At 64.1% G+C, this 16,838-nt stretch carries 9 protein-coding genes; 3 read left to right on the forward strand and 6 right to left on the reverse strand.

The annotated features are described in order from the left end of the window. Window positions 1-110: 110 nt before the first annotated feature. Both F3J15_RS01100 and F3J15_RS01105 read right to left on the reverse strand, forming a co-directional pair. Window positions 111-515: a hypothetical protein gene (locus tag F3J15_RS01100; protein WP_166886653.1), complete on the reverse strand. Its 405-nt coding sequence runs from the start codon at window positions 513-515 to the stop codon at window positions 111-113. Further along, complete coding sequence (locus F3J15_RS01105) at window positions 515-9,784, reverse strand: hemagglutinin repeat-containing protein (RefSeq protein ID WP_240159191.1); 9,270 nt, start codon at window positions 9,782-9,784, stop codon at window positions 515-517. Before F3J15_RS01105 ends, F3J15_RS01100 begins: the two co-directional genes overlap by 1 nt. 356 nt (window positions 9,785-10,140) lie before the next feature. Between F3J15_RS01105 and F3J15_RS01110 the strand changes: the two genes are divergently transcribed. The 3 genes from F3J15_RS01110 (at window position 10,141) to F3J15_RS01120 (ending at window position 12,136) form a co-directional block, all read left to right on the forward strand. Beyond that, window positions 10,141-10,809, forward strand: a complete 669-nt coding sequence (locus tag F3J15_RS01110; protein ID WP_166886655.1) for a hypothetical protein — start codon at window positions 10,141-10,143, stop codon at window positions 10,807-10,809. Window positions 10,810-10,914: 105 nt separating this feature from the next. Beyond that, window positions 10,915-11,505: a histone acetyltransferase gene (locus F3J15_RS01115; RefSeq protein ID WP_166886658.1), complete on the forward strand. Its 591-nt coding sequence runs from the start codon at window positions 10,915-10,917 to the stop codon at window positions 11,503-11,505. A 58-nt stretch (window positions 11,506-11,563) separates the two neighbouring features. Beyond that, a complete protein-coding gene (locus F3J15_RS01120) occupies window positions 11,564-12,136 on the forward strand; it encodes an NADPH-dependent FMN reductase (RefSeq protein ID WP_166886661.1) in 573 nt (190 codons plus the stop codon). Between the two features lie 30 nt (window positions 12,137-12,166). Here the strand turns inward: F3J15_RS01120 and F3J15_RS01125 are convergent, their stop codons facing one another. From F3J15_RS01125 to F3J15_RS01140, 4 genes are all read right to left on the reverse strand, one after another. Further along, complete coding sequence (locus F3J15_RS01125) at window positions 12,167-12,781, reverse strand: DUF2894 domain-containing protein (RefSeq protein WP_166886664.1); 615 nt, start codon at window positions 12,779-12,781, stop codon at window positions 12,167-12,169. Continuing rightward, window positions 12,778-13,422: an OmpA family protein gene (locus F3J15_RS01130; protein WP_069250901.1), complete on the reverse strand. Its 645-nt coding sequence runs from the start codon at window positions 13,420-13,422 to the stop codon at window positions 12,778-12,780. Before F3J15_RS01130 ends, F3J15_RS01125 begins: the two co-directional genes overlap by 4 nt. Window positions 13,423-13,425: 3 nt before the next feature. Then, window positions 13,426-16,473: a DUF802 domain-containing protein gene (locus F3J15_RS01135; protein ID WP_166886667.1), complete on the reverse strand. Its 3,048-nt coding sequence runs from the start codon at window positions 16,471-16,473 to the stop codon at window positions 13,426-13,428. Window positions 16,474-16,483: 10 nt separating this feature from the next. Continuing rightward, window positions 16,484-16,838, reverse strand: a 355-nt coding sequence (locus F3J15_RS01140; protein WP_166886670.1) for a DUF3348 family protein, incomplete at its 5' end; no start/stop codon positions are given.

Genomic DNA, 16,838 nt, shown 5'->3' on the forward strand with positions numbered 1-16,838 from the left:
CGTAGTCACAACAGCTTCAACGCCTTGATCTTCGCCATATTTAATGGCTCGACTGAGCTGCCCCCATTGTGCAGACGCACCGCATTTTAATTTACAGACCGCATCCGATCCTATTCTATATTTAAAGAGAATACATCACCGAATAATTTACCGCACACGTCTTGAGCAAGAAGTCCTTCTATAATCTTAGATGCTACCGCCACAGAATAGTTAACATCTACCCCGTCAAGATATAGAGAGAATATGGTCTGACAATCACCCTGACTCCATGATACGAACATATCCTCACTAGATGAACTCCAGAACTGTACATTCGCCATGTCCCCCGATTTTATTTTAAGCAGCACCTCGTCGGCGGCTGTCACGATCTGCGCTCCTTCGTCCGACCAGGACGTAATCTCGCCAGTCCCTGGATTTTTCAACGTCAAGCCTGCCGAACCAATACACGTTGCCAAAAAGGAAAACGCAGAATCCAAATCACCTGGAATAGAAATACGAAATGTACGATTTGCCATTATTTACTCCCAGAGAATATTTTTACGTTCGCTTCACCGAGAATCTTTGTCGCAAGATCGACTGCTGACTGCGGGGTTCCTTCAGCGAAGTAGACTTTTGCAACTACGCCACGCTGCCCGGCTATCGCTTGATAGATGCGAAGTTCCTGTCCCAGCTTTCCAAGATTGTTCGCCTTGGCCGGACCACCCACTGCGATCAAGTCACCGTTGGGTGCAACTACATCGATATCAGTCGATCCGATTCCAGGGACTGCGACCTTTTCACCCGAAGTGATGCCATTGACGATTTTAGCGACAGCCTCTTCACGCTGCTGCCCCGTCAAGCGGGCCAGGTCGCCCGACGATGGAGACGCACCCGGCTGAGCATCGGCACCGTTATTGAGTATTGCAGCATTGTCCGATTCATTCTCCGCTCCCTTTGCGCTCTTAGTCGCCGTAACGATGTAATCAACCAGCCCCTTCGCCTGATCCGGGATGATCTCCGTGATCCAGTCACTGATCTTCTTGGCATCAGGCAGCGGCGAAATCAACGGACCCGGCTTGATACTCGGATCGAGCTCCGTCACCGGATCAGCAATGACACCATCGCCCTTGCCCGCCTTCTCGCCCTTATACCCCGGCAGCTTGAATCCAGCGAGCCAGCTTGGAACCGGCGCCATCGGTGAAATCTGATTGTTCTCTACTTCGATCTTGCCCGCACCAACCGCAGTCGCCACTTCGGATCCCGACACCGCAGCAACGCCAGCAACAAAACTGGTTACCAGATTGTCGCGCGCTTCACGCTCCGTTGCCGTCAGATTCGCCGACGGCGCAAGCAAACTACCGAGCACGGAGCTGCTTGCCGCCCCCATCGCGCCCGCACCGCAACTCTTACTGCTGGCCGCAGCGCCGGCACAACCGACAATCGCGTGCAGCGCAGCACGCGCTTCTTCGCTGCCAAGATTGTCTGCAATCTGCTTGACTTGGTTCGCACCCAGCTGTTGCAGATAAGCGATCGTCGCGTTCTGCGCGAGCTGGCCCACGCCACCGGTTGCATTGCCGCCCGCAGCAACCGATAACGCAGTCAGCACTTGCCGATAGGTACCGCCCGGCCCCCAATTGGCGTTCAGTTCATCGGCTCGCTGCTGCGCCTCCGCGCGCTGTTCCGGTGTCAGGTTCGGGTTGTTCGCGATCACCTTTGCCGCGTCCGCTTCGGCCGCGCGATTCGCGACGAACGTCCCCGCTTGATTGATGAACTGACTCGTAATGTCGAAACCGGCCTGAATCTTGTCCTTGTCGAAGATCGGGGCAAGGGCCCCCCCTGTGTTCGACGTATCGCGATTCACATCCGCCACAGTTTCAGTTGCAGACTGGCCCGTCAGTTGCTGCTGCTTTGCACCGTCGGTGATCGTGATCGTACCCGCGCTGATACCACTCTTCGTCGTCGAATTCGCATCGCCCGACGCACCGAGCGCCACGGGCGGTGCAACTTGCAGTCCACCGTCTCCCTTCGGCAGCGACGTCCCCAGCACCGGATTCACGTTATCCGCCGTGCCTTTCTGATCTTTGCCGATGGTGCCGCCATAGCCGCCCGAGAGCCCGACCGACGACGCATCGTACGATGCGTGGTTCTCGATGTCGCTATGGGTCAGGGTGGCGGTCGTCAAACTGTTCACGCCATCCTGCACGGCCTTGTCACTGCTCGCGATCACACCGCCCTTGAGATCGGTGTTGCCCTTGACGTCAACCTGGAAACCGCCGTCGCCGGCCTTGATACCCGATTGTTCGATCACGCTGGCGTAGTCGCTGTTCATCTTCGTCTGGCCAACGCTGCCCGCCACGCTCGACACACAGGGCGGCGGACAAACGCTTACCGAAACGCCTGCATTCTGTTGTTTCGAGCCGTAATGATCCTTGTCTTGCAGACTTTCGATGTTCAGGTTTCCGCCGACATCGGCGACCACCTGCTTGCCCGACGCGACTGCGCCCTTCAAATTCGTATCACCGCCTGACTGGATCGTGAGCTGGTTGCCAGCCGCCACATGAGTATTCGTCCATGTCGACGAATCACCGTCCGCGTTACCGCGATTCCCGGCGACGCCCGCGGTGAGTGCGACACCGGTCTTCGCGCCGACAGTGAACGACACACCCACCGATGCGTTCGAACCACTGTTCGTACTGTGCTGACTACTGGTGCTTTCCGCGGCCTGCAGGTTCACATTGCCTTCCGCGGCCAACTTCGCGTTGTTGCCTGCAGAAATCGTGCTGCCGATCACGTCGATATTGCTGTCCTTGCCGGCGCCAGCAGCGGCGATCGTTACGTTGCGACCCGCTGACACAGTACTTCCCACCGCCGTGCTCGACTGTGCCTGCATCTGACTGTCGCTCTTGCTCGCGCCGACCGACACGTTGATCCCGACGCTTTTCGCAGCGTTCAGCGGGTCCCCGCCCATCTGCTTCAGCGAGTCATAGGTGTTCTTTGCCGCCAGGCCCGTCGTGGCCGCGGCCAACGCAATCAAGCGCGGATCGCCACCCACGCTTTGCGCAGCGTTCGTCATCTGCCGGCCGGTCTGCACTGCCGCCACGACCGGATTCGTCACGCCCACCGTCACGCCGGCCTGACGGAACTGCTGCTGCTCCGCGAAGCTGGATGTATCCGTCGCGGCGTCGATCTTCACGGTCTTGCCGGCAAGATTCACGTCGTTGCCCGCGTGCAGGATGCTGCCGGTCGCGTGCAGATCGTTACCCGCACTCACCGTCAGATTGCCGTTCAGCGCACCGATCGCACTTCCATTGCTCGTGACCGATGAAGACTGCTGCTTGTCGGAGTTCGAACGAGAGCCGACCGATACTGACAGGCCACCGTTCGACATGAGCCCGGTTTCCTTCTTGTCGTAATAGGTCGACGATTGGATCGTGTCCTGCGAGGTCTTGATATTCACGTCCCGCGCAGCCGACAGCGACACATCGTTTGTACCGACGATATTGCTGCCCGTCACGTTGATGTCCCGGCCGCTCGTGACCTTCACGCCGTCCGCGGAAATCGTGCTGCCCTGGCTAAAAGTCGCTGTCTGGTCGATTCCGCTTGCGACCTTCGACCCGCTCACCACATTGCTGTGGCTATGTGTTTCATGCGAATTCAACTCGTGCGTTTCAGTTGCCGCGCCGACGTTCACATCGCCAGCCGCCAGCAGGTTCGCGTTGCCCTTGTCGAGACTGATCGCGCTGCCGGAGAGCGTTATGTCCTTGCCCGACACGATATTCACCGTGTCGCCGCCTTTGAGTACCGTTCCGGTCAGTGCCTGATCCGACGTGTGCAGCGTTTCCGCGTAGCTACCGTGACTGTCGCTGCCCGAACTGTTGCTGTTCACCGTCGACGTCGCGCTCGCCGCGCCGAGCGTCACGTTGCCCTTGGCGGCCAGCGTTCCGCCCTTACCAAGGTCGATCTGTGCCCCCTTCCCCGTCAGATCGCCCCCCACGACGACATTCGATTGCCCACCGACCGTCACCGAGCTGCCGGTGACCTTGTTGATGTCGGTATTCGACACGCCATTGGCCCGCTGCACGATCTTGTGCTCGCCCGTCTGCACCGCACCGAGATCCCAATTACCGCCGACGCTCATGCCGAGATTGCCGCCGACCGACAGGTTCCCCGCGTTCTGCTGGAAGTTGCCGCCCGTCGTGATCGACGCATCGCCCGCCACGTCGAGTTTCGCGGTCGGCCCGAGCGTGGTCACCTCGCTCGTCGCACCGTCGCGGCTCACCCGCGTGTTCGTCTTCGTCGCCGTATCGAGAATCAGGTCTTTACCGGCATCGAGCCGCAGGCTGCCGGCCTTCACATTCGCCGACGTCAGGTCGATGTTGTTCTCGGTCTTCAGCGACATCAGCCCACCGCTTTGCAGCGCGCCGAATGCGTTGTCGATCTGCTTGCCCTGGATCGCCAGCGTGTTGTCCGCCTTGATCGTTCCGCTGTTCGTGAACGACTGTGCATTCTGGAAATCGATGTTCGTCGCACTGATCAACGGGCCGTCGATATTCTGCTGGCTGGCCTTCGCGAGATAAACGACCGGCACGAGCACCGACTGACCGTCGACCACCCGTGTTTCCATCATGACCACGTTGCTGGTCAGCTTCGACACCTGATTGGCCGACAGGCTCGCGCCGATCGGTAGATCGAGCGACTTCGACAGATCAGCGCCGGCCGCCATCAGCGATTGATACATGGTCTGCAGGTCTGCGTACGGCCCGAGCACGGCCTTGCCGGTCAGCGCGGTGACTTCGTTGCGCACGAGCTGCTGCTCGTAGAAACCGTCGCCGAGCCGCTTCGGGATATGCGTGAGGTCGACGCCGAGCTGACCGAAGAAGTAGTCGCTCGACATGAAATTCTTCTGGTTCGTGAACGCCGGATTCGTTTCGATCACGTAGCTCGCATTCGGTGCGGTCGTCGGCTTGAACAAGCCGCCTTGCGGAATGGTGAGGTTGTTCAGGACGTTCAGCGCCGTTGCACTGGCGATGATCGGATCGACCGGCGCCGACGGACCACCGTGCACGGCCGACGCACCCGATTTCGCGCCGCTCGCGTTGCCGCTCAGGTTGGTGGGGGTGAGCCCCGGCACCGACTGCCCCGGCAGCAAGCCGAGCGACGGAATCGATGCGTCGCCCGCCGTATTGTTGACGCTGACGCCCGTGCCCGAAATCGTGCCGTTCGAACTGAACGTCGAGTCGTATTTCGGCAGTTTGTAATCCTTGATCGACGCCGGTGCCGCCTGGGTGTAGCCGCCCGGGCGTCCCGTCACGAACGGCGCGTTGCCGAACGGCAATTGCCAGTCGTGTTCGGTGTTGTCGTAGTTGTTGTAGTGATACTGGCCCGAGTAGGAGACCGACACGCCCGGCAGCTTCTGGCCGGACGCCGCCCAGCCGTCGGCGTCGTAGTACGCCGGCATCTTGAAGTCGCCGACCGCCGCGAGGTTGCTCCAGTAGTTTTGCAGCGTGCCGACCGACGACGCATCGATCTTGCCGCCCGACACGATCTGCGCGGCCGGGCTGATGTCCGTCACGGTCGTCGCCGTCGCGCTGTCCGCGTAGTAGGTCGTGAACTGATACGTGCTGTTCCACTGACCGCCGTGCGGCGGCTCGGTGTAAACGCCGCCGATGCTGTACGGATCCTTCACGCCGATCTGGCCCGTGCGACCGCTGATCGGAATGCCGAACTGCGCGAGCGATGCCGGATCGATCTGGCTGGTGGACGTCTTCATCACGCGGCGCGTGCTCGTCACCTTGTCCGCGTGCAGTTCCATGTCGCCGCCCGACTGGATCAAGGCCGACACGTTGTTGACGAGCGCGGCGTTCGTGTAGTTGCCGCTTGCGTCCTTGCCGCCAGCCAGCACGACCTTGCCCATGCCGAAGATGGCCGTCGTCGCCATCGAATCGGTCGCGGTCGTGTCGTCACGGTTTTCGATGTCGTGCGCGAGGATTTCGAGCGTGCCGTTGCTGTCTGATCCGCCAATCAGCGCGGTCGGGCCGAGGTTCGAGACCGTGTTCGTTGCGTTGAGCGATACGCTCGCGCCCACGAGCGCGCCGGTATTGGTCAGGTTGGTCGATTGCGTGTGCAGCAGGCCGCCGGCAGTCAGGGCGCCCACGTTGACGATGTTGCCCGCATTGACGCTCAGGTCGTTGACCGACTGCAGGTTCGCGTTGTTCGTGAAGGTGCCGGGCAACGTGAAGGCGAGATCGTGACCGACGTTGAACTGAGTGTCGGCCGCCGCCAAATAGTCGCCCTGAAGGTTCAAGTTCGCGTCGTGCGTTGCGCTGTAGGTACCGCCGCCCTGCAGCGTGGCCGCCGCGACCGACAGGTCATGTGTCGAGCTGATCTGGCCGCTCGTGTTCGTGAGCGCACCGGTCGTCGTGACGTTCACATCACCGGTCGAATTCGTAACGTTGCCAATGGTGCCGCCGCTGTTGTCGACGGTGTTTGCATTAACTTTCAGCGAGCCGCCGCTGAGCTGACCGCCTTGCGTGTTGCTGATCGACGCCGCGCCGATCGTCACGTCGCCGTTGCCGGTAATCGCCCCCATGCCGGATACGCCGCCAGCGTGGCTGTTCGTGATCCGGGTGCCGCCCTGCACGGTCATCTTGCCCGCACCGAGGTCGACAATGGCGCCATCCGCGTTGTCGATCGAGGCCGATTGAAGATCCAGCGTACTGGTGTCGCCGGCCGTCGATTGCCCGGCCTGGACATGCCCGCCGCGGTTCGACAGGGCACCGCCGTTCTTCAACGACAGCGACGCGTCCGATCGCAGCAGACCCTGTGCGTTGTTCACGTCGCCCACAATGGTCGCGTTGATGCCGCGCTGCGCCGCGAGGATACCGCCGGCGTTGTTCCAGGTAGCCGCGTTGACGATGGCTTGTCCCTTCGTCACGATGGTGCCCGACGCGTTGTTCAACGCGCTGGCGCCATTGCCCGGTGCGATCGTCAGCGTACCCGTACCGGCGTGCGTAATGGTGCCGCCCGCGTTGTTCAGTTCGGCCGGCGTGAGCGTCAGGTCCGTGCTGTTGGTCTGGATCACACCGGCGGCCGAGTTATCGAGCGTGCCGCTGACGTTCATGCCCATTGCCGACGAGCCGTACTGAGTGATCGTACCGCCGTGGTTCACGAGGTTGGCAGCCGTCAGCGCAAGCTGATTCGCCTCGAGCTTGCCACCACTGTTGTCGAGCGTCGAATCGGCGGTGACTGACAGGTTCGGCGCAATGATCGAACCGCCCTGATTCGTCATGGAGCCCGTGTGGATCGTCGCGTTCGTGCCCGCACCGATCTGACCGCCGGTGTTCGCCAGCGTACCGCTGGCGACACTCAGATCCGTGTTCGACAACAGCTTGCCGTTCGCGTTGTTCAGCGTGCCGGCGACGGTCGCCGTCAATCCGGTCTGCGCGTTGATCGAGCCCGACGTGTTGTTCAGCGCGCCTGTTTGCGCAACGACGCGCCCATTGCTCGCGATGGAACCGCCCACGTTCGATATGGACCCCGAACCGCTTCCGAGCGTCAGCGTGCCGTTGCCGGCATGGGTGATCGTGCCGCCGTCGTTGACGAGTGCGGCAGGGGTGAGCGTCAGGTCGGTACTGTTGGTTTGCAGCGTGCCGCCATTCGAGTTGTCGAGCGCGCCCGACACGTTCACGCTCATCGCGCCGGCCCCGGTCTGCGTGATCGTGCCGCCGTGATTCACGAGATCCGTCGCATTCAACGACACCTGGCCCGCCTGCACGGTGCCGGCGCTGTTGTCGAGCGTCGTGGCGCTGACTGTGGCCGTTTGGCCGACGATCGAGCCGCCGTTGTTCGTCAGGTGCGTGCCGGCGTCGACCGCAACGTTCTGCGCGGCCTGCAGGGTGCCGCTACTGTTGTCGACTGATTGGCCCGACACGTGAAGATTTGTGTTGGACGTGATCGCGCCGCGGTTGACAACGTTTGCGCTCTGGACCGACACATTGCCATTCCCCCCGATGACGCCGCCTTGCGCACCGTTTGCCGTCGTACCCGCCACGTTCGTGAGCTGGCCGGTTGCGTTCAGCACCAGGCCATCGGCGTTGAGGGAGGTTATCCGGCCGGCCGTGTTGTCGATCGTCACCCCGCCGACCTCGGCATGCCCGGCACTCTGGATCGTGCCTTGATTGTTCGCGACGGTGCCGCCCCGCAGCGCCATCGTGCTCTGCGAAACGAACACGCCGGACTGGTTCGCAAGCCGATCGACAGCCGTTACCGACAGCGGCCCCTGTGACGACACATTGCCGTTCCGGTTCGACACGTTGCCGCCCGTCAGGGTCGTACCGCCGCCGCTCGTCAACTGGCCGTGATCGTTGACGACCGTGCCTGCGGCATTTGCCGTGACCGAACCTTGAGCGCTCGTCGTCGCGTTCTCGAGGTTTACGTCGCCATTCGTCGCAGTCAGTGCAAGGTTGCCGTTCGCGGCCGTCGTGCTGCCGGCGAGATTCACATCGTGGCCCGTCACCGAAAGGTCGCCACCCGCAACGTTCTTGCCATTGGCATTCAACTGGCCTGACGTCGCGAGTTGCAGGTCGCCCGCCTGCGTGACGGCACCGTCGCTGTTCACGCCCGCGCCGAGTGTGCCGGTCGAATTCAGCGTACCGGCATTCACGCTCACGTTGTGCTGGGCGGCGAGCGTACCGGTGTTCACTACATCGGCACCGGTATTCAGCGAAACCGACTGCTGGCCATAGGTCGTGCCGCTGTTCTCGACCCCGCCGGCAGCCGATATCGCGACGTTGCCGAGCGAGTTCACCTTGCCGGCCTGCACCAGCCGGCCGTCCGTCGTCAGCGTCAGGCCCATCGCGTCGGCTGCAATCGTGCCGGCGTTCCGAACCCCGACGCCGCCCTCGGTGCCGACCAGGAAAATCCGGTTGCTGTACATGCCGCCCAATTGACCGACATCGATTGCGACAGCCGGCGCGGCGCCTTCACCCTGAATTCGCGTCGCCTGAAGCGTGTCGTGATTGACCTGATTCGCGCCGGCCACCACGTTCAGGTTGTTCGCGTAAATGGCCGCATTGGTTTGAACGGCCCGGGCAATCAGATCCACCTGATCGACGTTCTTCGCATTCAGGCCGGCGCCTTGCACCGTAATGAGGCCGCGCGTCGTATTGAAACCGGCCAGCGATCCGTCCGCATTCAGATTGGGGGTTCCCGTCGTGAGAATCGCGCGCGACGTGTTGATGAAGCCGCCGCCATCGACCACCAGACCAGACGGGTTCGAAATAATCATCTCGGCCCGCTGGCCGGCGATCTCGACATACCCTCTCAACTGCGAAGGGTTGTTGCTGTTGACCTGATTGATGATGATTCTGGCTGCATCGTGTGCGCCAAAATTCGGGTTGCCGTTGATATAGCCGGCCTGCTGCGTGTTCGTCATCACCGGCGAGTTATTTACGATCACGCCGGGTTTCTGCACATCGAACTGGGAATAGGTGTTCAGGGAAACACCGGCCCCGCCAGGCTTGTTGATATTGACCTGTGGCAAACCGTTCGCAGTCTGCACGACCGATGGTGCATTCGCCCCTGCGCCCACCACCTGTGCCTGCACCCAGCGTGGTGCCACGCCCGCCGCCAGCAGCACCGCAAACGCCGCGTGACGCAGTGCGAACCTCACCGCTACGCGCAGCGGCTGCGCAACGCGGACGGCTTCTCCACGGCTTGTCTTCCCCGACGAGTTGGCTGTCTCTTCGACCGCGATCAACATGCCGCGTACGCGGCTGAATACCAGGCGATATTGGTTCTTGTTCATGGTACAGCGGGTGCGATTTTACGCACCAGGCGAATGAGTTTGGAACGCCGCGACAACTGACGAAAAGGTTGGCAACGTCGAAATCGACGCTCCCGGATTTCCCCGCCTTTTCTTCACTCAGGTCGCAGCGAATTTGGTTGGTCTCTCGCGCCGAAATATATCGAAACATTTGTCGGAAGAGTGTCAGGAATTGATAAAACTGTGTCGCTCTGGAATAGCCGCAATCGACTTTCCGGGTAGGTACGCCTCGATTTTTCGCTCATCCAGGTCGAGTGCCACTCCAAATGGCCTGAAACTTCCGCCACTTTTTAACAATCGGAATATATTTTTAAAAATACTGCCGATATTTGAGATAAATGGATATTCGCAGCCGTCTCATGATCGACATCACATCAATCGCTCGACGACAAATCCGATCAAACAAGCAGAATTCGGGGATATCGGCGCTCTGCCATCGTCAATCGAACCGGGGGTTTTCTTACTTCATCCGTGAGGGATGCCGTCTCCAATCTTTCAATCGAGAATTGACGTTCAGATTCCTGATTGACAATCTGGTCAAACCTCTGGTTTGCGAGCGACACGTTTTGCGGCCGAATCAATGTAGCGACTGCAGTGTCGTGAGCTTGCAACAAAAGCACACGCGTGATGCCGCAATGCACGTCGTGTTCGCGCCGGCGCATTCGCGTCGCCCTTGCGACCAATCGTCGCGAAACATCCCGATTCCCCACGATTCGTCGCTTTTCTCCCCCAGTCCGATTGCCCACCCGAATCACGTCGCGTATGGTGCTGCCCGTCCGCGTGCGATACAGCGCCCGACCCGCGCGCTGCCGCCCGGACCTTCGACCGTCGTCCCGCACGACGGCCGCGCGGGCCGTGCCCGCCGCTCACCGTCTCCGCGATGCCGCCCGTCGGCGCCGCGCATTCATGAGGAGAGAGACGTGATCCACAAAGTCCTGATCCTGTTCGCACTCTGCATCGCGGGCCTCGCCGCGATCGCCGCCGGTTTCCAGCACATCCCCAGCTGATTCGCGGCCCCGGCTCGCTTCGCCGAGCCCGGGGGCCGCAGCCATTCCTTTCCCCGTTTGCGATGAACCACTTTCTCGGACCGCCCGGGACGGGCGACCTTTGCCATGCGTATCGACGTACAGCATTCCCAGCACGACATCGACGATGAACTCGACACGCTCTACGCGCGTCTCCACCAGCCAGGCCATCGCCTGTACGGCCTGCCGGCCGTCGCGCTCGGCCGCTCGGGCCTGATCGTCCGCCACCGCGAGGCGGACGGCGAATACTTCCTGTATGTCGAAGATCCGGCCGCACGCCAGCTCGCCGGCTATACGGTGTTCAACCGCCTGCCCGAAATCCCGCGCCGCGCCGACCGCTACCTGCGCGCGCCGCATACGCGGCTGCGCGGGTCCGCGCAACGCAAGGGGCTCGCGACGACGCTGTATCGCTGGGGGCTCGACGCGGGCCTGTGCCTGATCAGCGGTGCGCGCCAGTCGGTCGGCGCCGCGCAGTTGTGGACGGCACTCGCGCAGGATTACCGGCACGGCTTCGTCGATATCGACGGGCGTGCGCTGCGTTATCTCGGCGAAACCGTCGCCGACGACGTGCACGGCGCGCTGCATACGCGGCGGCTGATGCTCGGTCATGGATGGGAGATCGGGGAATTCGCGCGCGTGGCGGGGATGGCCGGTGCCGCCCGAACACCGGTGCGATAATCCGTGCGACCCGCGCGACGCTCACTGCTGCGCCACGCGCCAACCGACACGCACATCGATGACCACCGATCCCCGAACCGACTCCGACCGCCACATCGACATCATCGCGCTGTGCGGCAGCCTCCGCGCGCAGTCGTACAACGCCGCACTGCTCGATGCAGCCGCGCTCGTCGCGCCGCGCGGCATGCGCATCGTGCGCTTCGATCGTCTCGGCGAATTCCCGCTGTTCAATCCCGATACCGAATATCCGTCGCCCGCCGCGGTGCGCGACCTGATCGACCGCGTGAATGCCGCCGACGGCCTGCTGATCGCAAGCCCGGAATACGCGCACGGCGTTACGGGCGTGATGAAGAATGCGCTGGACTGGATCGTGGGATGCGAGGCCGTCGTGTACAAGCCGGTCGCCGTGCTGAATGCGTCGCCGCGCGCGACGCATGCGGACGCGGCGCTGCGGGAAACGCTGTCGGTGATGTCGGCGAACATCGTCGAGCGTGCGTCGATCACGCTGCCGATCCTCGGGAGCCAGCTCGACGCGGCGGGGATCGCCGCGCATCCGCCGTTCGCGTCGGCGCTGGCCGATGCATTGCACGCGCTGCGCACGGCAATCCATGAGGCAGAACCGGGCCGATAGCAACCCGCGTTCGTTCGTGAGCGCGCGGCGTTATCGCGCCTTGGCGCGCGTCACCTTCTTCGCCGGTTTGGCCGTCTTCGCGCGCGGCGCTTCCTTCTCGGGCTGCGCACCGCCGCCGGCGAGATCCTCGAGCCACGCGAGCGCGTCGACATACGACAGGAACTGCTGCAGATAAGCCGGCGACAACTCGCGCATCGTCGCGAGCGACCGGTGCACGAGGCTGTTCGAATTGAGCGGCCCCGCGTTGCGCGGCACCTGGTCGAGCGACTGGCGGTACTGCTGCTCCGTGCGGACTTTCGACCATATCGTGCGGAAGTAGTCGACCAGCTCGGGATCGAGGCCGCGCCGGTCGGCCTGCGCATCGCGCGCGAGCCGCTCGACGAGTTCCGCCAGCGCGCCGCGCATGGGCGCACCTGCCGCGCCGCTTGCCGTTGCCGTTTCACCGGCGCGCGCAACGACCTCCGCAAAGCCTTCGAGCAACGTCGCCAACCGCGCGTCGAGCAACGCGCGTGCATCGCCGTCTAGCGCGGCCGCGCGCCGTTCGAGCGCGTCGATCCGGTGAAAGCGCACCGGATCGAGCCGGTCGGCGCCCTGCTCGCGCCATGCGTCGAGCGTCGCGCGAACGTGCGTCGCGTCGCCGGTCACTTCGCCTTCCCTCCGTTCGATGCCGACTTGCGCGGTACCGGCGCGATCTCCACGCGGCGGTTCTTCGCGCGGCCTTCATCGTCCGCATTCGAGCTAACCGGCTGCTCGGAGCCGAACGCGGCCGCAAACACCGACGACGCCGGCACGCCGGCGTCGATCAGCGCACGCGTGACCGTCAATGCGCGCTTGGCCGACAGCTCCCAGTTGTCCGCGAACTGGCGGTTGCCCGCATGCACCTGCTGGTCGTCGGCGAAGCCGCTGATCATCAGGATCTCGTCACGCGTCTTCAGGTACGCGCCCAGCGGCGCGGCCAGCGTCTTCAGCAGGTCGCGGCCCGCGGGCTGCAACTGGTCGGAATTCAATGCAAACAGCACGTTGCCGCTGATGCCGATGCGGCCGTTCACGAGCGTCACGCGGCCGGCCGCGAGCGGCCCGGCAAGCGCCTGCTCGAGCGACTTGCGCTGCTGCGCCTCCTGCTGGCGCGCGCGCACGGCTTCCTCGAGCTTCGACGTGAGCTGAAGCTGCATGCCGATCACGCCGACGAGGATCAGTACGAACGCGCCGAGCAGCACCGACATCAGGTCGGCGAACGCGGGCCATACCGGCGCGGAGGACGCGCCGCCGTCGATTTCGTCGTGCATGCGTTACGCTCCGACGCTCGCCCGCCGGCCGGCGAGCTGCTGCAGGTCTTCGACGATCTGCTTCTGCGACATCATGCTCAGGTCGATCACCTCGCGCGCCTGCGCGACGTAGTACTCGAGCTGCTCGTCGCTGCGCGCGAGCGACTTCTCGAGCGCGGCCTCGATGCGTTGCAGATGGGTCAGCAACTTGTCGTTCGACTCGCCGAATACCTGCACGGCCATCCCGAATGCATCGCCGAGGCTCGCGACCTCGACCGCGCCCGCCGTGACTTGCGCGGCCACCGAGTCGAGCTTGCGCGTTTCGGCATCGACGGTGTCGTTGAAGCGCGCGCCGACGCGGTCGAGCAGGTCGGCCGACGTGCTGACGAGCGCGTCGATCGCGGTGCGCTGTTCAGTCGATGCGTGGTTGACCGCGCCGAGCAGCGTTTCGAGCGTCGCGAGCAGGCGGCTGCGTTCCTCGAGCATCGCGGTGTCGTGCACCAGGCTGTCGGACAGGCGCTGGCGCAGCTCGGCGACGACGTCGGCCGCGGCCTTCGGCGCCTCCGACGCAGCCTGCACGAGACGCGCGATCTCGTTGATCGTGTCGCTCGCGTGCACCTGCGCCTGCGCGGTGATGTCGTTCGCGGTGCGGGCCAGCGTGTCGCAGATGTCCTGCTGGCGCGTCGCGGCCTGCGCGCTCGTCTGCGCCCATTCGTCGCGCAGCGCGGCGGCCATCGCGGCGAGCGAGTCGTTCCATGCCGCGAGGCGCTGTTCGTCGCGCGCGGCCAGCTGCGTCTGCAGGCCGGCATGCGAATCGCGGATCGTCGACAACAACTCGTTCGAGCGTTGTTCGAACGTCGATGCCTGTGCGGCCAGATCGCGCGTCGTTTGTGCGAGTGCGTCGCAGATTTCCTGCTGACGGCCCGCGCTGTGCACGCCGGCGCGCTGCCATTCGTCACCGAGCTTCGTGGCCATCGCGGCCAGCGAGTCGTTCCATGCAGTGAGCCGTTCTTCGTCGCGTGCAGCGAGTTGCGTCTGCAGGCCCGTGTGCGAATCGCGGATCGTCGACAGCAGTTCGTTCGAGCGTTGTTCGAACGTCGATGCCTGTGCGGTCAGGTCGCGCGTCGTTTGTGCGAGTGCATCGCAGATTTCCTGCTGGCGGCCCGCACTGTGCACGCCTGCGCGCTGCCATTCGTCGCCGAGCTTCGCGGCCATCGCGACCAGCGAGTCGTTCCATGCCGACAGGCGTTCTTCATCGCGCGCAGCCAGTTGCGTCTGCAGGCCCGTGTGCGAATCGCGGATCGTCGACAGCAACTCGTTCGAGCGTTGTTCGAACGTCGATGCCTGTGCCGTGAGATCGCGCGTCGTTTGTGCGAGTGCGTCGCAGATTTCCTGCTGACGGCCCGCGCTGTGTACGCCTGCGCGTTGCCATTCGTCGCCGAGCTTCGCGGCCATCGCGGCCAGCGAATCGTTCCATGCCGACAGGCGTTCTTCGTCGCGCGCAGCCAGTTGCGTCTGCAGGCCCGTGTGCGAATCGCGGATCGTCGACAGCAACTCGTTCGAACGTCGTTCGAACGTCGATGCCTGCGCCGTGAGATCGCGCGTCGTTTGCGCCAGTGCGTCGCAGATTTCCTGCTGGCGACCTGCGCTGTGCGCGCCGGCGCGCTGCCATTCGTCGCCGAGCTTAGCGGCCAGCGCGGCCATCGAATCGTTCCACGCGGCGATGCGCTGCTCGTCGCGCGCCGCCAGGTCGGCCTGCAGCCCGGCGTGCGACTCGCGCATCGCGGCAAGCGCCGCGCTCGAATGGCGTTCGAACGTCGCGGCAGCCTCGCCCAGCGCGCGCGCATGCTGGCCGGCCAGCGTCTCGCCGACTTGCTCCTGGCGCGACAGCGCATCGCGCCACGCATCCGACAGGCGGCTTTCAGTCGATTCGAGGCGCGTCGCCACGCCGTCGAGCAGGTCCGTCGAACGCTGCGAGAACGTGTCGGTGAACTGGCCGAGCGTCGTCTGCAGCTGCTGCGCGACGGCATCGCCCGCGCGGCGCTGTTCGTCGAGCGCGCGGTTCCAGACGGCCGTCACGTTGCCGGTGGTCTTCTCGAAGCCGTCCGTCAGCCCGTCGAGCTGACGCTGCACGGCGCCCGTCACGGTATCGCGCAGCGCGGCCATCTCCTGCGCGAGCCCGGTCATCGTCGCGGCGACGACCGGCTGCAGCGCGGCACCGGCCACGCGCGCGCTTTCGGCGGCGCTTTCCTTCAGCGCATCGCCGACATTCGACGCGAGGCCCGCATACGCGCGCTCGGTCCGGTCGAAAAACGCCTGCTGGCTCTCGATCTGGCGATCGTGCAGCGCGACGCTGCGCGCCTCGAGCGTCGTCATCATCGTCTGCAGCCGGTCGACCAGCGCCGGCATCACGTCGGCCTGGCGCTGCAGCAGCCGGAACGATTCGTCGCGCTGGTGCGCGGACGAATGCACGCGCAGCGTCGTCGCAATCTTCGCGTCGAGCTGCTGGGCCGCGTCGATCCGCTCGCGGCGCACCAGTGCGGACAGCAGCCCGAGCATCGCGGACGTCGCGACGCCGGCAATCGACGTGCCGAATGCGAACCCGAGGCCCTTCACCGGCGCGATCAGCGACGCGCGGATCGCGTCGAGATCGGTCGCACTTTCGAGCGCGGCGCCGGTGCCCTTCAGCGTGACGACCATCCCGAGCAGCGTGCCGAGCATGCCGAGCAGCACGAGCAGGCCGACGAGGTAAGGCGTGAGCGACGGGCCCGGCAGCGCGACGCGCGCGCCTTCGACCCGCGCGCGCACGGCGCCGCGCAGGCCCGGGTGCAGCGTGTCGAGCCACGTGTCGAGCGTCGCGGGCGGCTCGGTCAGGCCGGCGACCGCGCGCGACAGCGTGGCGGTGGCCTGCCGGTAGCGCAGCAGTTCCCATGCGCCGGCGACGTAGCACGCGGCGATCAGCAGCGTGACGGCCGCCGCCAGCGGGTTCGACGCGACATAGCCGACGCCGATCCAGCCCACAGCGAGCAGACCGGCGACGAAGACAACGAGATCAAGGCGAATTCTGGACATAGCGTGTTGATTAGCTGGTGCGAAGGGCCGCGAGCAGCCCGTCTACCGTTTGAAACCGGACTTCGAGTTCGGCAAGCAGGACGCTTTGCATCTCGTCGCGAAACGTATCGAGCCATGCACCGGGCACGATCGCCGCGACGGCCGTGCCATCGGCCACCACCGCGCCGTCATCGGCCGGATCGGCCGTGGCTGCGGCCGCGGATTCGGCGTCGGCCAGCGCCTGCCGCTCCGCGTCGCGCAACCGCCCGAAACGGGTGCCGAGCAGCGCGGGGATGGGCGACAGCAGGCTGCGCTCGCGCGCGCCGAGCACGCGCTCCATGATCGCGTCGAGCGTCGCGAGCCGCGCCATCCCGGACGAGCGCGCG

Origin of the sequence: Burkholderia sp. Ap-955 (assembly GCF_011753045.1) — a bacterium.
GTDB classification, from domain to species: Bacteria; Pseudomonadota; Gammaproteobacteria; order Burkholderiales; family Burkholderiaceae; genus Burkholderia; species Burkholderia lata_D.